The organism is Agromyces albus (genome assembly GCF_030815405.1).
Classification (GTDB): domain Bacteria; phylum Actinomycetota; class Actinomycetes; order Actinomycetales; family Microbacteriaceae; genus Agromyces; species Agromyces albus_A.
This window is the reverse complement of sequence record NZ_JAUSWX010000001.1, coordinates 3130867-3153506: the sequence shown is the minus strand read 5'-3', so window position 1 is coordinate 3153506 and position 22640 is coordinate 3130867. Positions and strand designations below refer to the sequence as shown.

13 protein-coding genes are annotated in these 22640 nt (G+C 71.2%); 5 read left to right on the top strand and 8 right to left on the bottom strand.

Going from position 1 to position 22640, the window contains the following annotated elements:
• The first annotated feature begins 71 nt into the window (after positions 1–71).
• From QFZ29_RS14880 to QFZ29_RS14870, 3 genes are read left to right on the top strand one after another with little or no spacing between them, the layout of a single operon-like run.
• Entirely contained in the window at positions 72–1025 is a 954-nt protein-coding gene (locus QFZ29_RS14880; protein WP_306894823.1) for a carbohydrate ABC transporter permease, read from the top strand.
• Complete coding sequence (locus tag QFZ29_RS14875) at positions 1025–1957, top strand: carbohydrate ABC transporter permease (protein WP_306894822.1); 933 nt, start codon at positions 1025–1027, stop codon at positions 1955–1957. The genes QFZ29_RS14880 and QFZ29_RS14875 overlap by 1 nt, the downstream gene beginning before the upstream one ends.
• Positions 1954–3981 (top strand): glycoside hydrolase family 127 protein, encoded by a 2028-nt coding sequence (locus QFZ29_RS14870; RefSeq protein WP_373426217.1) that lies wholly within the window; start codon positions 1954–1956, stop codon positions 3979–3981. Before QFZ29_RS14875 ends, QFZ29_RS14870 begins: the two co-directional genes overlap by 4 nt.
• 48 nt (positions 3982–4029) lie before the next feature.
• On the opposite strand, the gene QFZ29_RS14865 is transcribed toward QFZ29_RS14870, so the two are convergent.
• The 6 genes from QFZ29_RS14865 to QFZ29_RS14840 form a co-directional block, all read right to left on the bottom strand.
• Positions 4030–4722 carry a dienelactone hydrolase family protein gene (locus QFZ29_RS14865; RefSeq protein WP_306894820.1) on the bottom strand — a complete coding sequence of 231 codons (693 nt, stop codon included), beginning with the start codon at positions 4720–4722 and terminating at the stop codon, positions 4030–4032.
• Positions 4723–4828: 106 nt separating this feature from the next.
• Entirely contained in the window at positions 4829–6610 is a 1782-nt protein-coding gene (locus QFZ29_RS14860) for a hypothetical protein (protein ID WP_306894819.1), read from the bottom strand.
• Entirely contained in the window at positions 6610–11178 is a 4569-nt protein-coding gene (locus tag QFZ29_RS14855) for a hypothetical protein (protein WP_306894818.1), read from the bottom strand. Before QFZ29_RS14855 ends, QFZ29_RS14860 begins: the two co-directional genes overlap by 1 nt.
• A gap of 3 nt (positions 11179–11181) precedes the next feature.
• A complete protein-coding gene (locus QFZ29_RS14850; RefSeq protein ID WP_306894817.1) occupies positions 11182–14481 on the bottom strand; it encodes a hypothetical protein in 3300 nt (1099 codons plus the stop codon).
• Positions 14482–14551: 70 nt separating this feature from the next.
• Complete coding sequence (locus tag QFZ29_RS14845) at positions 14552–17629, bottom strand: DUF6603 domain-containing protein (protein WP_306894816.1); 3078 nt, start codon at positions 17627–17629, stop codon at positions 14552–14554.
• A gap of 260 nt (positions 17630–17889) precedes the next feature.
• Positions 17890–18930, bottom strand: coding sequence for an SDR family oxidoreductase (locus QFZ29_RS14840; protein ID WP_306894815.1), 1041 nt, complete (start codon positions 18928–18930; stop codon positions 17890–17892).
• 137 nt (positions 18931–19067) lie between these two features.
• On the opposite strand from QFZ29_RS14840, the gene QFZ29_RS14835 reads away from it, so the two are divergent.
• Positions 19068–19499 (top strand): NINE protein, encoded by a 432-nt coding sequence (locus QFZ29_RS14835; protein WP_306894814.1) that lies wholly within the window; start codon positions 19068–19070, stop codon positions 19497–19499.
• Between the two features lie 357 nt (positions 19500–19856).
• A complete protein-coding gene (locus QFZ29_RS14830; RefSeq protein WP_306894813.1) occupies positions 19857–21548 on the top strand; it encodes a DUF885 family protein in 1692 nt (563 codons plus the stop codon).
• Between the two features lie 80 nt (positions 21549–21628).
• Here QFZ29_RS14830 and msrA read toward each other — a convergent pair whose 3' ends face one another.
• Both msrA and msrB read right to left on the bottom strand, forming a co-directional pair.
• A complete protein-coding gene (msrA, locus tag QFZ29_RS14825) occupies positions 21629–22150 on the bottom strand; it encodes a peptide-methionine (S)-S-oxide reductase MsrA (RefSeq protein WP_306894812.1) in 522 nt (173 codons plus the stop codon).
• Complete coding sequence (msrB, locus tag QFZ29_RS14820) at positions 22147–22620, bottom strand: peptide-methionine (R)-S-oxide reductase MsrB (RefSeq protein ID WP_306894811.1); 474 nt, start codon at positions 22618–22620, stop codon at positions 22147–22149. The genes msrA and msrB overlap by 4 nt, the downstream gene beginning before the upstream one ends.
• Between the last annotated feature and the right edge of the window lie 20 nt (positions 22621–22640).

The following is a 22640-nucleotide window of genomic DNA, read 5'->3' as shown; positions in this document are numbered from 1 at the left end:
CCGTCGACGACCGGTCGGCACCCGGATACCCCCGGGTGCCGGCCACCCGCCCCTCTGAAAGGCTCCACCTCATGACTGCCACGCTCAACACCGCGGCATCCCCCGCGGCACCGCCCGACGGGCCGCGATCGCGACGCCTGGGCCGCGGCGGCCGCCGCGGGCGCCGCACCCACGGCGCGCTCGCCGGCTGGCTCTACGCGTCCCCGACCACGCTCTTCGTGCTGTTGCTCTTCGTGCTGCCCCTCCTGCTCGTGCTGCAGATGTCTGGTTCCGACTGGCCCCTGCTGAGCGGCAACCAGGGCGTGAACTTCCCCGAGAACTACGGCGACGCGATCTCGAATCGGTTCTTCATGGACTCCGTCGTGTTCACGGTGAAGTACACGGTGCTCACGACGATCATCCTGCTCGCGCTGAGCCTCGGCCTCGCCCTGCTCGTGCAGGAGTCGAGCCGCTGGAAGGGGCTGCTGCGCACCTCGTTCCTCATCCCGAGCGCTCTCGGCCTGGCATCCGCTTCGCTCCTCTTCTACGTGATCTACTCCCCGATCGCGGGCCCGTTCGCCGACCTCATGAAGTCGTGGGGGTTCACGTTCCTCGGCACGCCCGACGGGGCGCTGTGGTCGACGATCTTCCTCATCGTGTGGCGCTACGCGGGCTTCTACATGCTGCTCATGCTCGTGGGCCTGCAGGGCATTCCCGAAGACGTCTACGAAGCGGCCCGGATCGACGGCGCCTCCCGCTGGCAGACCTTCCGCGACGTGACCCTGCCGCTGCTCAAGCCGACGCTCGCGCTCACGACCGTGCTGTGCGTCACCGGGTCGCTGCTCGCGTTCGAGCAGTTCTACATCCTCACGAAGGGCGGCCCCGACAATTCGACGATCACGGTCGTGCAGCTCATCTACAGCGTGGCGTTCCAGGGCCCGAACGACCTCGGCGTCGCCGGGGCGCTCTCGGTGATCGTGCTGCTCGCCCTCGTCGTGATCAACATCGCGCAGATCCGCGCATTCGGCCGCAAGGTGGAGGACTGATGAGCATCGACACCGCACCCGACTCGACGCGGTCGATCGTGACGGATGCCGCGAACGGCGGTTCGCGCGGGCATCGCGCGGGTCGCAGCATCCGCAAGCACGCGCCGACCTCGTTCGCGGGCATCGCCCTGCGCACGCCCGGGTGGGTCCTGACCGCCGGACTCGCCGTGATCTTCCTCTATCCGCTGGTCTGGACGGCGATCTCGTCGGTGGCGCCGCGAGCGGGCACGAACCAGGTCGACGGCTGGGGCATCGGCAACTACCTGACCCTCGCGAACTACCAGGCCGGCATCTGGATTTACCTCGGCAACTCGCTCTTCGTCTCGCTGCTCACGGTGGCGCTCACCCTCGCGGTGTCGCTGCTCGGCGGGTACGCGTTCGCGCGGTTCCGGTTCCCCGGAAAGGACGTGCTGTTCCTCGCGACGCTCGCGATCCTCATGGTGCCGTACGCGACGCTGCTCATCCCGCTCTACGTGCTGCTCAACATCGTGGGCCTGTCGAACTCGCTCGTGGGCGTCGCGCTCGTGCTCACGATGTTCCAGCTGCCGTTCTCGACCTTCATGATGCGCATCTCGTTCGAGTCGATCCCGCGCGAGCTCGATGAGGCCGCGATGGTCGACGGATGCTCCACCTTCGGCGCGCTGTGGCGGGTGCTGATCCCGGCCGTGAAGCCCGGCCTCATCACGATCGGCCTCTTCGCGTTCCTCGCCGCGTGGAACGACTTCTTCGCACCGCTCATCCTCATCAACGACACGAACCGGATGACGCTCCCGCTCGCGGTTGCGAACCTCCGGGTCCAGGTGCAGGGGGTCGTCGACTACGGCGCCACCGAAGCCGGCGTCGTGGTGCTCGCGCTGCCGTGCATCCTCCTCTTCCTGATCCTCCAACGTCACTACGTGCGCGGCTTCATGTCGGGCGCCTTCAAGGGATGAACATGACCTTCACCGCTCGCGCCACGTCCGCCGCTCGGACCGCGGCAGCGCCCATCGCACCCGTTGCTCCATCGCACGCCGTCCTCCGTCCGCTCGGCCTCGACGAGGTCACGATTCGCGGCGGGTTCTGGGGCGAACGGCAGCGCGTCAACGGCACGGCGACCCTCGCGCACATCGCCGGCTGGCTCGAGCGCGAAGGGTGGATCGCGAACTTCGACCTCGCGGCATCCGGAGCGCTTCCCGAGGGCCGGCGCGGCCGGGAGTTCTCGGACTCCGAGGTCTACAAGTACCTCGAGGCGGTGGCGTGGGAGATCGGGCGTCTCAGTGCGGCGGATGACGCAGCCGGCGCAGGCGCGGCGGGCTCCGCCGACGCGATCGCCGGCCTCGATGCGCGATTCCGCGCCGTCGTCGCGCGAGTCGCGGCCGCCCAGGAGCCCGACGGCTACCTGAACACGCGATTCGGCCGGCCCGGGCAGGAGCCGCGGTGGGAGAACCTCGAGTCGGGCCACGAGCTCTACAACCTCGGCCACTTGTTCCAGGCGGCGGTCGCCCGGGTGCGCACACGTCCCGACGCCGACGACGGGCTCATCGACATCGCCCGACGCGCGGCGGATCTCGTGTGCGAGGTGTTCGGCGACGACGGCATCCAGTCGATGTGCGGCCACGCCGAGATCGAGCTGGGGCTCGTCGAGCTCTCGCGCGTGACCGGCGACGAGCGCTATCTGCGCCAGGCGCAGCTGTTCATCGAGCGTCACGGCACGGGCGTGCTGCCCGACATCGAGTTCGGCCGCTCGTACTACCAGGACGACATTCCCGTCCGGGAGGCCGACGTGCTGCGCGGTCACGCGGTGCGCGCCAACTACCTCGCCGCGGGCGCCGTCGACCTCGCGGTGGAGACCCGCGACACCGAGCTGCTCGGAGCGCTCGAACGCCAGTGGACCAACACGGTCGCGCGCCGCACCTACGTGACGGGCGGGCAGGGCTCGCACCATCAGGACGAGGCGTTCGGCGACGACTTCGAACTGCCCTCCGATCGCGCCTACTCCGAGACGTGCGCGGGCGTCGCGTCGATCATGTTCAGCTGGCGGATGCTGCTCGCCGAGGGCGAGTCCCGCTACGCCGACCTCATCGAGCGCACACTCTTCAACGTCGTGGCGACCTCGCCGTCGGCCGAGGGCACGTCGTTCTACTACGCGAACACGCTCCACCAGCGCCGGCCGGCCGAGCACGCCTCGGCCGACGAGGTGTCGCCGCGCGCGTCGTCGTCGCTGCGGGCGCCGTGGTTCGAGGTGTCGTGCTGCCCGCCCAACGTGGCCCGCACCTTCGCGAGCCTCGCGGCCTACCTCGCGACCGCCGACGCCGGGGGTGTGCAGCTGCACCAGTACGCGCCCGCGTCGATCCGCACGACGCTCGACGGGGGCGGCGAGATCGCGCTCGAGGTCGAGACGGCGTACCCGGCCGAGGGCTCGGTGCGAGTGCGCGTGCTGACGGATGCCGCCGTGCCGTGGACGCTCTCACTGCGCGTTCCCGCGTGGGCGGCGGGAGCGCAGGTCGCTGTGCGCGACGCGGCCGGGGCAGTGGTTCCGGAGGCGTCGGCCGCGCTCGAGCCCGGCTACGCCCGGGTGACCCGTGCGTTCGCAGCCGGCGAGCGCGTCGAGCTCGACTTGCCGATCGCGCCGCGGTTCACCTCGCCCGACCCCCGTATCGATGCGGTGCGCGGATGCCTCGTGGTCGAGCGCGGCCCCGAGGTCTTCGCGCTCGAGTCGGTCGACCTGGCCGAGGCGGGCATCACGGCGACGAATGTCGCGGACATCCTCCTCGACGCCGCCGTGCCGCCGCGCGAGGCCGACGGGCGCGTGCTCGTCGCCGTGCGGGAGCGGCATCCGGGGATCGGGTCGTGGCCGTACGGCGACGAGGTCGACGCGGCGCAGGCCGAGGCATCCGTGCACGAAGTCGCCCTCGTGCCGTATCACGAGTGGGCCCAGCGCGGGCCGTCGACGATGCGGGTGTGGCTGCCGGCGTGACCGCGGGGGCCGGGGTCGCATGAAGCGGCCCCCGGCATCTTCGACTCGTCACCGATGCCGGCCGGTCGGTGTCGGCAACCAACGATCGAGCGCCTCGAGTACGAGGTCGGTCACCCGGTCGAGCGTGCCGGGCTCCTCGAAGAGGTGCGTTGCGCCCGGGACGATCCGGATGTCGACCGGTGCGGTCAGTTCGCGCGCGGCATCCTCGTTCAGCTGGATCACGACGAGGTCGTTCCCGCCGACGATGAGCAGCACGGGGGCACGCACGTCGGCGAGCGCGTCGCCCGCGAGGTCGGGCCTGCCGCCCCTCGAGACGACGCCGGCCACGCGGTCCGGTCGCTTGGCCGCGGCGACGAGCGCGGCGGCGGCGCCGGTGCTCGCGCCGAATGCGATGACCGGCAGCTCCGCGACCTCGGGAACGCCCTCGGCCCAGTCGATCGCCGAGACCACTCGGGCGGCGAGCAGGGGGATGTCGAATCGATGCTCCCTCGTGTCGACATCGACGTCTTCCTCGGCTTGGGTCAGCAGGTCCATGAGCAGCGTGGCGAATCCAGCCGACGCGAGGTCGGCCGCGACGTGCTGGTTCCGCGGGCTGTGCCGCCCGCTGCCGCTTCCGTGCGCGAAGACCACAAGACCGCGCGGATGTGCGGGCACGGTGAGGTCGCCATCGAGTTCGATGTCGCGGTGAGGGATCCGAACCGGGATTCGGGCTTTTGCCCCGGTCGAATCGTTACGGGCCATGAGCGTGACCTCCGGATCTCAGGTTGCCCCCGTCGACCGCGTGGCGCAAGACCCCCTTCAGGGCCTGACGAGCCCGAGCCGTACGAGGCTCTCGGCGGAGGCGCGCTCAGCGGTCGAAGTGCCGCATCTGCGTCGTCGCGAGCGCCGAGTCCCAGGCGAGGCGGCTCGACGCTTCGCCGCGGCCGGTGCGCACCCGGTAGGCGGTCCAGCGCACGTAGCGGCCGTCGGCACGGCGGGCGAGCACGGGCACGGCGCGCAGGTGCACGCCCTCGCGGGGAATCTCCTCGCCAGGGAAGGTGAGCGGTGTCGGCTCGAGGGTGACGCCGGTCGGCAGCACGGGCTCGCCGTCGCGGAGGAGCGCGCCCTTGCGCAGCGACACCTGCCCGGGGGCCGTGCTGATCGGCACGAGCGGGATCCAGTGCGCGGGGACGCGCGACTGCAGGCGATACACGAGTTCCTCAGGGCCAAGGCCGGTCGGCCACCGGTCGGGTGCGGGCGGCGGCTCACTCGCGCGCGACCGGGGATCGCCGCTCGGGCCCTGCACGGTCTGCTCGATGGCCCACGCCATGTTCGCCATCTCGTCGCGAAGGAAGAGCACCTCCTCGAACGCGTCGCCGACGAGCGTGCCCGCGGCGACCGGCGGCAGCACGACACCCGGGAGCATCCGTCCCGTGGCCGAAGCGAGCTTGAACATCGTGAAGCGCTCGTCGACGAGCTCGGTGAGCTCGGACGAGTCGCCGAAGTCGTCGGTGAGCTCCACGCGGGTGATCTGGTTGACGGCGCCGAGCAGGCCGTCGACGGGCACGCTCAGCCAGTCGTCGCCCGAGGACATCGCGAACTCGACGAGACAGATGCGGGCGAGGTCGTGCGGTTGTGCCTCGATCGCACCGAGGTCGATCGCGCCGTCCTCGAGTTGCCAGTAACGGTCGGCCGGCATAGCCGGGTATCGAAGCGGCGCGGCGAGCATCGTCGCCTCGGTGTCGACGGGTGTGCCGTCGGCTGACCCGTCGGGCACCTGACCGCCGGCTCGTTCGACCCACTCGAGGTCGCTCCAGCGCACTTCGGCCGAGCCGAACTGGGTGCCGCGCGCGACGATCGCGTGGTCGTCGTCGCCGAAGCGCAGCGCGAAGCGGTACTCGAGCCGATCCACCGACCAGGCACCGCCCGAGTCGGGTGCGCCCTGGAACCAGTCGAGCCAGTCCGAGGCCGCAGCGCGCACCGCGTCCGCATCGTCGGCGCCGCTCACCCAGTCGGGTTCGCCCGCCGCGAGCTCCTCGGCGATGGCGAGTCCGTCGGGCAGCGCGCCGCCGAGCACGGCGAAGAGCCGACCCACTTTGGTGTCGAGGGTGCCGTCGGGGTCGTTCGGGTCGGGTTCGAGGGCGAGCGGATGTCTTGCCACGAGCGCCGCGGCGACCTCGGGCGCTCCGGCGTCGACGAGGAGGTCCACGAGTTGAGCGCCGGCCTCGGCGCGCTGGCGCAGGCCCCTGCCGAAGCCGAGCGCGGGCACATCCTGCACCAGCTCCTCGAGGATCGCCCCCGGGCGCCAGGGCCGCCACGCCATCTCGCCGAGCGGTGCTCCCGGTTCGCCGGTGGCGTCGTCGAGCGGCGCCCACGCGGTCACGGGCAGCGACCGCGAGGCCACGTGCACCGACACGACCGTGCCGGCGTCCTCTCCGGTGAGCTCGCCGAACTGCCATTGCCGGCCGAGCATCCACGCGGGGTCCCCCAGGCGTGCCTCGGTTCCGGGTGCCGGATCGCCGGTGATCGAGTCGGGCTCGAGGCGCACCATCGCGGGCGGGTCGGCGACGGGGAACAGCTTGATGAGTTCTGCCAGGCGGGAGTTCGGCTGCGCCGCGGTGACGACGGCCAGCGGGTCGATCTTTCCCATCAGTCCACCTCCGAGAGGAATGGGATGCCGGCGAGCTTCCAGTCGACGTCGGCGAGCTCGGCGAAGACCAGGCCTTTGCTCGCTTGCAGCCACGGGCTCTTGACGTAGATCGCGGGCAGCACCGCGGCGTCGCCGGGCGCATGTTCGAGGGTCACGAGCCGGGCGCGGGCGAGGTCGACAGCCTCGAGCACGGTCTCGACGACGGCGTCGGTCGTCCAGCGCATGCCGTCGGGCGAGATCGCCGAGAGCAGCACCTGCGGGGCGCGGGCCGACGCCTGGTTCGCATGCACGGCGAGCCCGGTGGTCGCGCGTGCGGCGCGCAGCGGGTTCTCGGGTGCGGCGGGGTCGAAGGCGCGCGGGTCGGGCTGGAACGGCAGCGTCTCGGTCCAGCCGTCGAAGGCGAGGCCGGCGAACGCGACGGCGAGCGCACCACCGCCGCTTCCGACGATCTCGACGACGAGGTGGGTTGCGGTGGTGGCAGGCCACGGCACGTCGTCGGGCAACGGACCGGCGAGCCAGCGGTCGGTGCCGGCGGCGGGCGTGGCGCCGTCGCGTTCGGTGAGCTGCACGACGGTGAGCGGCACGGCGCGGCCGAGCGCGCTGCCGAGCAGCTGCGCCTCGGCGAGGCGGCCGACCCCGGCACGCACGGCTGCGTGGTCGCGCACGAAGGCGTGCACCTTCGCCCGGGGCGGCGGCCCGAACGCGGGTGCGGTCACGGCTTGGGCGAATGCGTCTGCGTCGGCCGGCACGAGCAGCGGCAGCATCAGGAACCCGTCGCCGAGCACGCCTTCGGCGATCGACTGCGCCGCGTCGACGAGCTCTGGGGTGGTCCACGCCGGGTCTCGCGGCGCACGGGCAGACTGCAGCGTCCGGCGGCCTGCTTCGAGGCGAACGGAAGCCGCGTGCCACGCACCCCACGCCCACGCGACGTTCGGCGGAATCGCCGGGTCGGGTTCGAGCGGCACGCCGAAGGCGGCGAGCCCGCGCACCGCGTCGACGACGCCCGCCACCTCGTCCTCCTCGACGGCAAGCGTCGCGGGGTCGACGGCGGCGATCGCGTCCGCGCCGGCGTCGAGCGCATCGTCGAGCCGGTCGAGCAGTGCCTCGGCGCGGTCCAGCAGTTCGTCGACGTCGATCGTTCGCTCGGGGCGCTCGCCGGTGCGCACGAGCGCGTCGGGGGTGACGGGGGAGGCGCCCGCGATGAGGGTGCGGAGGGTTGCCGCGAGGGTCGCCACCCGCAGCAGGGGCTGCGTGTTGACGGGCCAGTCGTCGTCGCGGCTCATGGCGAGCGGGGTGTCGCCGAGCGAGGGGATCGACGCGCGCAGCTCGCGTTCGAGCGAGGCGAGGTCGTCGGTGAAGACGAGGTCGAGGGCGGCCCAGCCGGCCTCGTCGAGCGTGTGACGCGAGCCCGCGGCATCCGTCACGACGATGTCGGCCGGATCACCGAGCCGCCGAGCCGCCCACGCCTCGAGCCGCGGCTCCGCCACCGCACGCGGTCGCGTCGACGACCAGCCGGCCGCGCCGTCGGGAATCGCGGCGAACAGGCCGTGGGTGAGCAGGCGCCCCGACTGCCGCACGCCCAGCACGCTGAGTTCGGGGTCGATGGCGGCGCCGCTCGACATCGCGTCCATCGCGGCGGACGCGCGCGACGCGTTGCCCGTCGCGTACTGCAGCACCGACTCGCTGAGCAGGGCGTCGGAGACCGCGTCGAGGGTGGCCGCTGCGGCGCGCATCGCCTCGGCGACGATCGCCCACTCCTCGGGGGAGACGGGCTCCCACTGCGCGACGAAGGCGTTGTTCGGGCGGGCGCTGAGCCGCTGGCGAAGCGGCGGGTTCTGGCCCGCGAGGCTCTCGATCGGGTGCAGGTGCAGCAGCGTCGCCCCGTCGACCACGTCGGCAGCGGCGACCCGCGCGCGGATCCGGGTGTTCTCGGCGCCCTCACCGAGCTCGTGCCCGAGCTCGTCGGTCGACATCGGCGCGATCTCCCGAAGCGTCAGCTGGAACCGTGCGGCCGAGGTGCCGGCGAGCGCCCGTTCGATCTGGTAGCCGAGCAGCGCACCGATCGCCTGGCCGGCCTGCGCGCCTTCGAGCATCCGCCGCATGGCGACGCCACGTCGGCTGCTGAGATCGATGGCGAACGGATGCCTCCCCACCTCGGCCCCGATGTTCGAGCGGTGCGCGCTCGCGAGCACCCCGGCCGTGACGGCGTGCGTGCTGCTCGGCGCATGGATCCATCCGTCGGGTTCGCGCCGTTGCGCGCCGAGGCGGATCTCCTCGACGTAGCCGAACGCGCCGATGGTGGCACCGGTCGGGTTCCTCGCGGCGAGCGTCGCCCGGCGCGAGTCGGCGAGGGCGGTCGCCCAGGCGTCGATGCGGTGGGACGCGAGGTCGAGGGCATGGGCGACGGCGATGCGGCGTTCGGCGAGCGGGGCGGCGGCAAGGGCCGTCATCGCAGCGCGCACCTCCCCGCGCACGGCGAAGCGCTTCAGGATCTCGGCGGCCGCGTTCGCGCCGACCCATTTCGCCTCCGAGGTGATGCCGAGGCCCACGGCGACCTGCGCGAGCGAGGTGCGCGCCTCGGCGACGGGCTCGATCGCGGAGAGGCTCAGCGGCTCGTCGGGTTGCCCGTCGAAGTGCCGCACGGCGCTGACCTTCGCCGCGGCCTCGAAGTAGCGTTCGGGGTCGTCGTCATCGCCGCCCCCGTCGGCTGCGGCGGCCTTCCGCACGAGGATCGAGACGTCGTCATCGAGTTCGAGGAGCTCGAGCAGCGGGTTCACGTACTGCTGCGGGGCTGCGCGCACGAGCGAGCGATTCGCCTCGTCCAACGCGATCTCGAGCAACGCCTGCAGCACGCTGTCGACCTTCGGCGTGCGACCGGCGAGGATCTCGGCGACGACCTCAGCATCGCGCTCCGACACGATCGGCAGCGCGATCGTGCGGGACTCGTCGTGCAGCGCGGGTGCGAGCAGCCGTTTCGCCGCGTCGACCGAGTACTGGGCGAGCATCGCCTGGCGGAGCCGGCGCTCGGCCGTCACCTGTGCCGCGTCGGCACCGGTCGCCGCCGCGAACGCGGAGAGCTTCGGGCCATCGACCGCCGGCCGGGCACGCACGCCAGTGGCGACCGGGCTCGCGCCGAGCATCTCGAGCAGCTCGTCGTCGCCCAGCTCGCCCCCGGGCCGCACGCGCGGCACTACGCGCGACTGGCTCACCCACCGGGCGAGGGTGCGCGTGATGAGCGGCACGAGCGGTGCCGTGAGATCGCCTGAGCGCGGCTGCCACCGGCCGAGCTCGGTCACGGGCAGAACCCCGTACGGCTGCGCGCCGATGCGCAGGACGGGTGCCGGGCCGGCGCCGCGCACGTGGTCGCGGTGCAGGCGCCGCGCCGACTCGATGCTCGCGGGGGTGACTCCGGGGATGCCGGCGTCGTCGAGGCGGGCGAGCACGGGCTCCCAGGTCGCGAACCACAGGGCGGTGTTCGCCGCGGCCTCGGCGGCCTGCAGGGGCGAGGGCGGGCCATCGTCGAGGATCCTCGCGAGCTCTGCGGCATCGATCCCGAGCGCGGCGGCGAGCTTGGAGGCATCCGTCGATGGAGGGGTCGTGTGGAGGTTCGGCGGCCCGGCCGCGGCGCTGTCCCGATAGGGCGAACGCGCTGTTTCGGCGTTGTTCGTCGGCGTGCCGGCGGCGAGCAGCGAAGCTCCGTCGGAAAAGCGGTGACTCATCAGCAAATCCATGAGATCGGCGGCGTTGTCGGCCTCGGAGACGGAGCGGCGGGTGCCGACGACGACGATGCGATCGACGATGTTCGTCCCGGCCGGCAAGGTCACCTCGACGCCGAGGCCGGCGGCCTTCGCAGCCGGAAAATCCACGGTCCACTCCGACCCGGCGGGCACGTGGATGCCTGCGACCGCCGTGAGTTCGTCGTCGCCCAGGGCGATCGGAGAGATCGGCACATCGCGGGCGATGGGCGCACCGGTGACCGTGATCGGCGCGTTGTCGCGCGGGAAGACCCGCACGACGAACTGGTCGGGAAGGCATCGTGCGACCGTGCCGTGGGTGACCTCCGCGGGCGCCTCGGGGAAGGCGGGTTCGCCGTCCCCGAGGGCGTCGAGGTTGGTCGGCGTGGTCACGTGGGCCACCCACGGTGCCCGCCGCGCGCCGACCTCGGTGACGAGGTCGGGCCAAGCGCTCGCCGACTCTGCATCGCCCCAGAGCGTCGCCCAGTATGCCGCGCCGGCGGTTCGCTCGTCGTCGCCCACGGCCCGCACGAGGCTGTCGATATGCACCTCGTCGGGCGTGATCCGCACCCGCAGCGTCGTGGTGCCGGCGACGAGCTTCGTCTCGACGCGCACGGGCAGCAGCACGAGCGGCACCTCTGGTGACGCGTCGCACGGGTCGACCCGATTGCGGAGGCCGTCGACGAGCGCACCGAGATCCGCGTCGATGCCGAGGAGGTCACGACGGATGCGCCGGCGGTCGTCCGTGGTCGCGATGACGTGCTCCCGCCGGGCCGCGAGCCGCGCGATGTCGGCGCGAGCGCCGGCGAGTTCGTTCGGGGTTTCGAGAGGCATGGCTCACGCTCCGGTCACGATGAGGTCGGTCGCTTCGAATGCCACTCGCACGGGACGGTGCAGGTGGAGGTCGGCATAGGCGGCGGCATCCGCGGCGTTGTCGGTCAGGAACTTGGCCGTCGCCGGCAGTTGGTCGTCGCCCGGGCGCTGGAAGCGAGTGGCGCCGGGGTGCTCGGCGATGACGATCCACCAGTTGTTCCCGTCGAGCTCCTCGACGCTGAGGTCGACGCCGACGAGTGCGATGTCGGGATCGAGGTGCTCGGCGAAGAGCACGGTCGCCGTGATCTGCGGTTGCGCGACCGTCTCGAACACGGGTTCGGCGACGGTGCCCTGGTTCTTCACGGCCTGGATGACGAGGTCGGGGAAGCGGCGTACGAGCTCGCTCTTGACGACGATGACCGCGCGGCCGCCGCTGCCGCCGGTCCCTCCGAGCGAGATGTGCTTGCCGAGCCCCGTCTTGGCGAACGCGTGCACCGGCCCGGTGAGTTCGTCGCGCTGCGGGCTCCAGAACCGGTGGAAGTAGGTTCCGCGCTGGTCGGTCGGGTAGCCGCGCCAGAGCAGCTCGCGCCCCATCTCGTCGCTGAGGCCGACGAGGAAGGCCTCCATAAACTCACTGTTCGTCGAGAGCACGGTGACGAAGTCGTTCGCGGGCAGCAGCCCGAGCCCGGGCACGAGCCAGTCGCGGTCGAAGGCCTCGAGCGCCCGGTACATCGGCCGGTCGAACCGCGGCGCGGCCATGATCGGTTCGATCCGCGGCTTCGCGAACCATTTCGCCCCGATCTCGGCCGAGAGCCGGAGTCGACCGTTCAGCGACTGCCGCACGGTGAGGGCCGGCTCGAGCAGGCGAGTGATCTCGGCGGCATCGACGGTGAGCAGGTCGCGGTGCGGCACCGGGGCGATCGTGAGCAGTGCGCCGGGGTCGACGAGGGTCGACATCTCGGCGCGCAGCACCTCGAGCGGCAGGTCGTCGATGCGGTCGAGCACCGGGGTGAGCTTCACCTCGGCGAGTTCGGCGAAGCGCGCGAGGCCCGCGTCCTTCGCCTGCCGGTCCGCTACTGGGCCGAGCGGTTCGAGCCGGGCGACGTCGGCGGCGCGCAGTGTCGTCCCGGCGCGCAGCTGAAGGTCCGTGAGACGGATGCCTCTGGCCGCGGCTGCCGTCACGTCAATGCCGCGCTCGCCGACGCCGCCGACGCGTCCCGCAGCACCTCGCGCGCTCAGCCGCCCGAACGTCCCGGTGGCACCGCCGAGCACGCGGCCAGGGCCGGGCCGTTCAGGGGGCCGCACCTCGGGCCGGAAGATCTCGATGACCCGGTCGTTCAACTGCACCGCCGCCCCCTCGAGGCGCTCGCCGACGGCGCTGCCGCGCACGAGCTTCGATCCGGCCAGCTCAGCGAGCAGCGGCCCGACCCGCTGCGCGCGGATGGACTCGAGCACGGGGTGCACGGCGGGCTCGAGCAGACGCTGCCCCCACCGGTCGGCCAGGTCGCGCCCGGGCTCGAAGGTGGCGTCGGGCGCCTTCCACCGTTCGGGCTTCGTGAGGTATCCGGCGAAGGTGCCGCCTTCGACCACGAGTTCGTTCGCCGAGGCGAGCACACCGAGCACCTCCCGCGACGGCAGGTCGATGGCCTCGGCGACGCGGGCGACGTCGAGCTCCTTCACGACCTCGGCCGAGAGCCCTCCGACCCCGTCGGGGTTGCGGTACACGCGGGTGAAGTCACGCATCGCCCCGTCGGCACCGACGAGGCTCGTGAGACGGACCTGAGCCGAGGCATCCGCTCGCCTGACCATCGGACCGCCGGGGCGGGTGACCCGCCGGTAGGCGCCGAGGGTCACGGTCGCGGGAGTGGCGCTCGCGGCGATCGCGCCGAAGAGGGTGCGGTGCTCGTCGACGGCGACCCGGCGGGCGAGCGGCGCGGTGACCTGCAGCAGCCGGCCGGCGTCGAGGCCCCGCAGCCGGTCGTGCAGGCGGGTGGCGAGCAGTTCGGCGAGCTGGGCGAGGCGGATCGCCCGGTTGGCGCGCTCGACCTCGCCGAGCTGCGCCCACGCCGCCTGCATGAGCTGCTCCTGGTCCTTCTGCACGACCCGTGTGCCGAGGCCGGCGACGATGCGCTTCGCGGGGGCGAGGTTGAGCTCGGCGAACCAGTCCGTGCCTTCGATGACGGCGCTGCCGCGGTGGAGCCTCGCGTAGATGCGGGGGCCGACGATCGGCAGGTCGGGGATACCCCCGGCGGATGCCGCGGCACCCTCGATGCCCGCTGGCAGGTCGAGCTCGGCGCGGAGGTCGTCGACCAACGCAGGCGGCCAGGCGGCATGCTCGGCGACGGCCTTCTCGGGCGGCGGCGGCGTCGGCGAGAACACTGCACAGCGCAGCACCTGCTTGGGGCCCACCTCGCCGTCGGCGAGATCGCGGAGCGGACTGCCCGGCGCCGAGGTGTCGATGAACCGGCGGCCCACCTCATAGGGCGCGACGACCCCTTGCAGTCGCAGCGCGAGAGCGCGGAAGTCGCCGTCGGGGCCGGTGCGGAACTCCCAGCTGTCGTAGACCGGCAACCGCACGGGGTCGGGCGAGCCGCTCGTCCACGCCGCATCGAGCGAGCCGCCGGGCAGCCCGAGACCGCCGCGTACGCCGACGTCGGTGGTCGGCACGACCGCGGCGAGGTAGTCGGTGTCCTGCTTCAGCACACGAGTGGAGAGCAGCCGCGACAGATTGACGGGGGCGTGCGCGGGGGAGAGGCGAGCAGTGAGCGCCTTCTCGGGCGGCAGGCTGCTGCGCGGTGCCTGCGCGTGCGCCCACAGGTGCGCGCGGGCGAGCGACGGGAGCTGCGCGAGCGGCACCTGCATGACGGGCAGGAGGGCGGTCGTCGCCGGTTCCCACATCACGCTCGCGCGCTCGACGACGACGAGGGTGAGCCACGGGCGCATCTGCGCGCCGGGCGGCTCGGCGCTGAACGCCCACGGCAGCTCGGGCCGGTCGAACTCGACGTGGGCGAGCACGGTCTCCTCGGCGGTGCGGGCGCCGGGCGTCGGAAATCGGCGCACGATCTGGGTGCTCTCGAGACCGCGCACGTCGCCCGGCCCGTAGAGCGTGACGGTGAGCGAGGCGCTCGCGGCGCTGCCTGCGGAATCGGCGAGCGGCACCGCCACCGTCGAACTCGAGCGCACGGCGCCCGCGGCGGGGTCAGTCGCTGCGGCGGCGAGCCCGCCGACCGCGGACGATGCGAACTCGAGCAGCTCGAGGGCAACCTCGCTCTCGACGTACTCGTCCTCGGGGGTGATGTTCAGCGCGAACGCGTCGCGCACCACGTTCGCGGCGCTCGCCGTGAGCGGTGTGTGACGACGCTCGCGGCGATGGCATCCAGCTCGGCCATTCCTGTCAGCCCTTCACGTTCACGCGCGCCGCGGATGCGGCGCCCTCGGCGTTGATCGCATCGGTGATGAGTGCGGCCTCGGTCGCGCTCAGGGCCCCGAGCACGGAGAGCAGCGCCCCGCCGCCCTGCGCGTCGGCGATCGTCGACACGCCCTTCTCGGCGACGACCACTGGCGGCTTCGACACATTCACGTACGGATTGCCGGTGTCCGCCCCCGCCCGGCCCACGGCCGTCCTCGCCGCGTAATCGGGGGAGAGCATCGCGAAGTCGAGCACCTTCTCCAGCAGCGTCGACGGCGCATCGGGATTGCGGATGTAGGTGCGGTACGTGACCTCGGTGGGCACGGATGCCCCGACCTTCGGCGTCGTGGCGGCGGCCATGCGGCATCCGCCCACCAGGTCTTCGAATCCCGATCGGGTGAGCAGCCCCTCGCCTTCGAGGTCGAAGTAGTGGCCCGGGGCGAACCCGGTGCGCACCTCGCTCACGGCGCCGACGAGCTCGGTGTTCGTGGGGGAGGCCGGCGTGCCCATCGTGACCATGTCGGCCTTCACGGGCGACGAGCCGATGTGCGAGATCTTCACGCCGAGGGGAACTTGGGTCTGCGACACCTCGAGGGCGGCGAGCGGGTGGGCGATGCGCCCGTCGATGTCGACCTCGCCGAGGATCACGAGCTGGGCGGCGTGGTCGGGAAGTGCCACCTTCCAGGCTTCGTCCTTGTTCATCGCCTCCGCGGCGATCTGGAGGGCGTCGATCTTCGCGCCCACCGGCTTCGGCTGCTCGCCCCATTCGATTGGGCCGAGGTCCTCGTCGAAGGTCGGGAGGAACCAGACGTCGACCTTGACGTGGCCGGCCAGCTTCCACGGGGCGGTGCCCTCGAGCTCGCCGCGGAACACGATCGAGCAGAGCGTGAAGCCGAGCAGCTCCACCTCGACGCCGACCTCGATCGAGATCTTGAACGCGAAGCGCGGCGACCAGATGAAGATCATGTCGAGCGTCAGCCAGGCCTTCACGACGATGATCGCGAAGTCGGCCTTCAACCGGCCGTCGACGCCGAGCATGACCGAGCCGGCCGTCACCGCGAAGTAGGCCTTGATGACGAAGCTCACCTGTTTCGACGGCGACAGGTCGATCGTGACCCGGTCAAGCTCGCCGAGCTTCGGCTTCGCGCCCGTGAGCTTCTCGTACTCGGGGTGGAAGCCGCCGATCGACAGCTCGAACGCGCCGTTGCCCGACCACTGGATGTACAGGCCGAGGTCGCCCGAGACCTTGATCTCCGCGATCTTCGAGTCGCGCATGCTCGCGAAGAGGAGCAGGTAGTCGGGGGTGATCGCGACGAACACATCCGCGCGGATGTCGGTGATCGGCGCCTCCTTGCTCGGCGCGCGCACGCGCAACGAACCGAGGATGACGACCATCGGATCGGGCAGGGCCAGCACGACGCCGACCTTCATCTCGACGAACTTCGCCTGCGAACCCCAGCCGAGTTCGACGATCGGGCCGACGACGAAGCCGCCGTCCCGCGGGGGGAACACGTTCGCGACGTTGTCGAGGAGCTTCGGGGCTTCGGCGACGGGGTTGTCGGGGAAGAGCATCTTGTCGAGCACGTGCTCCTTCATGCCCTTCCTCAGCGCCTCGAGGTCGAGGCCGCGGTTGAGGGCGAGGATGCCGCCGATGCCGTTGAGGGTGAAGCCCCAACTGAGCTCGATCGCCGTCGGGAAGCGGATGCCCATGACGAGCACGAGCGAAAATGGGTCGGGGGAGAGGATGACGATCGCCGTGACCCCGAAGTTCAGCATCTTCAGCTGCACGACCCCGCCGAACTCGATGCGGGTGATCTCCTCGCCGTTCACCGTGTACTTGCGTTCGACGCGCTGGATGAACCCGCCGCCCTCGATCGGCCCTGCCTTCACTCGCAGGCCGACCTGGTCGGGCCACCGCGGGGAGACCGCGAGCGGGAACATCGCCTGGTGCTCGACCTCGCCGTCGAGTGACACGATGAAACCCGACCCGACGATCTGCATGCCGAGGACGTCGCCCATCCTCGCGGCGACCGCCGTGGTGAGCTCGAAGCCGGTGACCTCGCGCTCGGGGTTGCGCCGCAAACCGAACGCGACCTCGCGCAGCTCGACGCCCGGGAACGAGAAGCGCACCGGCAGCACGGCCTTCTCATTGCCGCGGCCGTCGCCGAGGTAGAGGCCCTGGGCGCTGTCGAGGGAGATCGTGGTGAGGCTCGTCGTCTTCGGCTCGGTGGAGCCCGGCATGATCTTCGAGAGCATCGGGTCGCTCGTCAGCCCCGGCTCGAGGAGGGTGCGCAGCCGCAGCCCGATGATCGCGACATCCCCCATGTACCACTTGCCGTCGCGCTCGAGGAGAGAGGCTTTCTCGGTCTCGGTGGGATTCGTCACCTCGCGGTCGCTGAATTGCAGGAACGCCTCGAACGCGACCTGGTCGAGGGTGAGCGCGCCGAGCCGCACCGCGTCTGGCTTCACGATCTTCGCCGAGAGCACGAACTTGCCGCCGGTGCGGTCGAGGGTGAGCACGGCGCCGAGCTTGTCGACGAGATCCTCGATGCCGAGCACCGAGGAGCCGAAGCGGTTGAGCAGGTTCGCGGCGCCCGCTCCGAGGTCCTTGAACGGTTGCGCCCACGGATTCCAGAGGCCCATGAGGCCGTCGCGGATGGCCGTGTCGACGTTGCCGCCCGCGTCCTTGGCGAGTTCGGTCGCGATGATGAGATACGCCTCGTCCATCGCCGCGAGGGCCGTGCCCATGCGCACCGCGACCCGCCCGGCGACGTCGACGTCGAAGTCGTCGCTGTCGATGTCGGCCGCCGACTCGCTCACCATCTTGCCGATGAGCTCGGTCTGCTTCTTGATCTTCTTCGCGATCGCCTCGAAGATCGGCGTCATCGCCTCGATATCGGCCTTCAGCTGGGTGAAGCGCGCCTCGACCCCGGGTCCGTCGAACGTCACGATCGACTCGAGGAACGGCCCCGTGTCACGGAACGTCGTGGCCGACATCGCGCCGAGGCGCGAGTTGCCGAAGTCTTCGATGGCTTGCAGGAACCCTGTCCCGATGTCGGTCATCGCGTCTCACCATGTGTCGATGCGAACATCCGCTCTCAGCGGTCGACTGGTCTCCGGCGTGGGTGAGGTGCACTCAGGGAGGGCGTCCGACACGATTGCAGGACGCCGTGAACGTTGCTGGTGCGAGCCGGCGAGGCGTTCGGGTGACGTCGGACGGATCAGTGCCGAGAATACTTCGGAACGGATGTCGCGGGCTACGGGCAGGCCCTGAGAAGAGCACCCCCATTTCGGGGGAGCGTGGGGCGGTGTCGGGGTCGGTCTCAGGCCTTGACGAGCCCGAGCCGCACGAGGCTCTCGGCCGACGCCACGATGGCCTCGTCGAGCGGTCGAGGCCGCCACCCGAGCAACCGTTCGGCCTTCGCGCTCGACGCGCCCTGGCTGCGGTGGAGTTGCGGCGCGACGGCCCGCAGCTCGGTCGTGACGAGCGCCCCCATCCGCACGAGCCAATCGGGGAGCACTCCTGTCGGCACGCGTTTTGCAGCGATGCCGAGGCGATCGCGGAGCAGTTTCGCGATGTCGGGAAAGCTGATGGGGTCGCCCGAGATCGCGAGGAACCGTTCGCCCGCGGCATCCGGATCCGTCATCGCTCGCACGTGCAGGTCGGCGACGTCGCGCACGTCGACGCCGGTGGTCGCGCCGTTCGGCACGGCGGGCACCCGTCCGTTCAGCAGCCGGAGCAGCAGCTCGACCGACGTGGAGAGCTCGCGGCCGAGCGCCGGCCCGAAGATCGGCACGGGGTTCACGACCGCGAGTTCGAGGTCGCCGCCCTCACGCTCGACCTGGCCGACGAAGTCCCACGCAGCGCGCTCGGCCATCGTCTTCGACCTCGTGTACGGCGGGAGGCGCGGGGCGGACAGGTCGGTCCAGTCCTCCTCGGTGTACGGCCGCCCGGGGTCGGGCCGCCCGTATCCGATCGCCGCGAACGACGACGTGAGCACGACGCGCCGCACACCGGCGTCGCGCGCAGCCCCGAGCACTCGCAGCGCGCCATCGCGCGCCGGCCTGATGAGCTCGTTCGCGTCTCTCGGCTGGCGCACCGGGAACGGGGATGCCACGTGCAGCACGTAGCTCGCGCCCGCGGCGGCGGCGGGCCAGCCGTCGTCGTGCAGGAGGTCGGCCTCGACGAACTCGAGGAGCTCGGGATCCGCTCCGCCCACCCGCACCATCTCACGCACCTCATCGGCGCGGCTCGACGACCGCAACGTCGTGCGCACCCGGTAGCCGGCATCGAGGAGCTGCACGACGCAGTGCACTCCGACGAAGCCCGTACCGCCGGTGACGAGCACCAGTTCGTCGCTCACGTGAGCCTCCCGCGTGGGACTCTACTCCCCGCGGTTCGCCGTTCCGCGCGGACGCCGCTGCGGGCCGCTCTCGTCGCGGCGGCGTGGCGCGAAGCGCATATCGTGGCGGCCGGTCGCCCCCCGATACGCTCGTCGTCGTGTCTGATTCCGCACCCCTGCCCCAGCCCGGATGGTACGACGACGGCTCCGGCCGACAGCGGTGGTGGAGCGGCGCGGCATGGACCGAGCATTTCGCACCGCCGGCACCGCCGGCAACGCCTAACGTCGCCCAGGTGGTCGCGTACCAGCAGCCGGCGCCGACGTTCGTGCGCCCGCTCAAGGACACCGGCATCGCGTACGTGTTCGCCATCCTCCTGGCCGGATTCGGTGCTCATCACTTCTACCTCGGAAACGTCGGTGCCGGCATCGCGTACATCCTGCTCTGGTGGGGCGGTTGGGCGCTGAGCTGGCTCGGTATCGGCCTGCTCATCATCTTCGGTGTCTTCATCTGGTGGATCGTCGACCTCTGCACCCTTCGCGGTCAGGTGGATGCCGCGAACCGCATGATCCTCGGATCACCCGCCTACTGAGGCTCCAGGTCCGGCGCTCCGCGGTGGTGTCTCTCTGCAAAATCGGTCAACTTGTCGACAAGTCGCCCAGCTTTTGTGACGGGTAGTGCCGACGATGCCGGTATTGCCGGTGGAGCTGGCATTTCCGGACGGAATCGTCGGCCGGGGCATCCGCTCCGCAGGATCGGTTTACTTGTCGACAAATCGACCGATTTTGCAGGGGCATGGTCCCCTGGAGCGGCATCGTGAGCAGGGGCCGGTCTACTTGTCGACGAATCGACCGATTTTGCGGAGCGGAACCACCGCTGAGCGGCCTTGCCTCACGCCCCCCAGACCCTCCGCTGTCGTCTGTCGGAGCCCGGGTCTATCGTGGCCGTCATGACGTCGCACGCAACCGACCTCGATCGTCTCAGCGCCGACTTCTGGTCGTGGCGGGCGGTGAACTCGTTCCGCTCGGGCGACGACATCCCTCGAATCGAGCGTCCGGCGGCGTGGCTGCCGCGATTCGACCCCGCGGCGATCGAGGTGCAGCGCGCCGAGCTCGCGCAGTTCGCCGAGCGATGGCGAGCAGCGGATGCCGCGGCCGCGATGATCTCGGCACCGGTCGCGGAACAGGTCGACCATCGCCTGCTCGGCTCAGCGCTCGCACGGGTACACTGGGAGCTCGACGTGCTGCGCAACTGGGAGCGCGACGCCGTGTTCCTCACGAGCCAGATCCTCGGGCCGTGGTTCGACCTGCTGCTGCGGCCGGCACCCATCGAGGGCGAGCGGAAGGCTGCGCTCGTGCAGGTGCTCGCCGCCCTGCCGGCCGGCGTCGATCAGGCGATCGCCAACCTCGAGCGGGCGGGCGTCGCGACCCTCGCCAGGGTCGCGGCGGCGCAGCTCGACGACGTCGGCCCGCGCCTCGCCGAGTCGGTCGAGGCACTGTCGCCGTTCGTGGATGCCGCGACCGCGACCGCGCTCGCCGACGTGCAGCCCGCCGCGAGCGTCGCGCTCACGCGTTACGCCGACTGGCTCGGGCGCGCGGCCGATCGACTCGGCCGCGATGCGGTCGTCGGCCGTGACGCGTTCGTCTGGTACCTCCGGCACATCGCGCTCGTCGCGGCCGAGCCCGAAGAGCTCGTGCGCGCTGCGCTCCAGGACTACCGGCGCAGCGTCGTGGCCGAGACGGTCACCCGCAATCGGTACCGGGACGTTCCACCGGCCGAGCTCGCGGCCGACCTCGACACACTCGTCGCCGATGAGGCGACGCGAGAGCAGGAGGTGCGCGAGTTCTACGAGCAGCACGGCCTCCTGACCCAGCCGACCGGTCTGCGGCACTACCGGTTCGCGGCGTATCCGCCGTACCTCGAGCCGCTCGCGTTCCTCGGCGTGACCGACGACCTCACGAACGATGCGCGGCGCGGCGAGGATGCCGTGTCGTACGTGTCAGCACCGGCATCCGACCTGCCGTATTTCGAGGTGGCGAACGTGCGCGACCCTCGCCTCGGCATCATCCACGAGGGAGCGCACAGCCAGCAGCTCGCGCTCTCGTGGGCGCACCCCAATCCGCTGCGCCGACGCTATGTGGACTCCGTCGCGAACGAGGGCATCGCGCACTACAACGAAGAGCTCATGCTCACCGCCGGGCTCTTCGACGACGCCCCGCACTCCCAGACGATCGTGCACAACTTCATGCGGCTGCGCGCCTTGCGCGTCGTCGTCGACGTCAACCTCGCCACGGGCGTGTTCAGTCTCGATGAGGCGGTGCGCTTCTTCGTCGACTCGGTGCCGATGGACGTCGAGACCGCAACCGAGGAGACCGCGATGTACGTCGCGACCCCGGGCCTCGCGATGTCGTACCACGTGGGCAAGCAGGAGGTGCAGCGCCTGCTCGCCGACGCGATGATCGCGCGGGGCGCCGACTTCTCGCTGCGCGAGTTCCACGACGCGGTGTGGCTCAACGGCAACGTGCCGCTCTCCCTGCAGCGCTGGGAGCTGCTCGGCGACCGCTCCGACGTCGACGCGCTCGACGCGGCCGGTCCATGGACCAACGCGCTGCGACCCGCGGGGCCGGCGAAGCATCTCTGATGCAGACAGCGAACCGCCCCGGCGACCAGAGCGGTCACCGGGGCGGTTCGGGTGTTCGGGTCTTCAGATGCCGAAGCCGGCTACGCGACGGTCGCCTCACCGCGGCGCGGGAGCTTCCAGCCGGGCCGCACGAAGTGGCACGTGTACCCGTTGGGGTAGTGCTCCAGGTAGTCCTGGTGCTCGGGCTCGGCCTCCCAGAACGGGCCGGCGGGCGTGACCTCGGTCACGGCCGGACCCGGCCAGAGGCCGGACTCGTTCACGTAGGCGATCGTGTCGTAGGCGATCGTCTCCTGCTCCTCGGTCGTCGGGAAGATCGCCGACCGGTAGCTGAGGCCGATGTCATTGCCCTGGCGATTGCGCGTCGACGGGTCGTGGATCTGGAAGAAGAACTCGAGCAGGTCGCGATAACTCACCTGCGACGGGTCGAACACGATCTCGATCGCCTCGGCGTGGGTTCCGTGGTGGCGGTAGGTGGCGTTGGGCACGTCGCCGCCCGTGTAGCCGACCCGGGTCGAGACGACCCCGGGGCGCTTGCGGATCAGATCCTGCATGCCCCAGAAGCATCCGCCGGCCAGAATGGCGGTCTCGGTGTTGGTCGTCATGCGTCCTCCTTCTGTGACTGCGCGGCGTCGCCGAACAGTGCGCGGTACTGACCGTAGCCGTGCTCCTCGAGCTCGGCGAGCGGCACGAAGCGCAGCGCGGCCGAGTTGATGCAGTAGCGCAGGCCGCCGGCGTCGGCCGGCCCGTCGTCGAACACGTGCCCGAGGTGGCTGTCGGCTGCGGCCGAGCGAACCTCGACGCGCTTCATGAAGAGCGACCGGTCGACCTTCTCGACGACCGCGTCGCCCTCGATCGGCTTCGTGAAGCTCGGCCAGCCGGAGCGGCTGTCGTACTTGTCGACCGACGCGAAGAGCGGCTGCCCCGACACCACGTCGACGTAGAGGCCGGGCTCCTTGTTGTTCCAGTACTCGTTCCGGAACGCCGGCTCAGTTGCATCATCCTGCGTGACCTTGCGCTGCAGCGGGGTGAGGCGCTCGATCGCCTCGGGAGTCTTGCGGTAGTCCTGTGACACGGTTTCCTCCATCTCGGCGC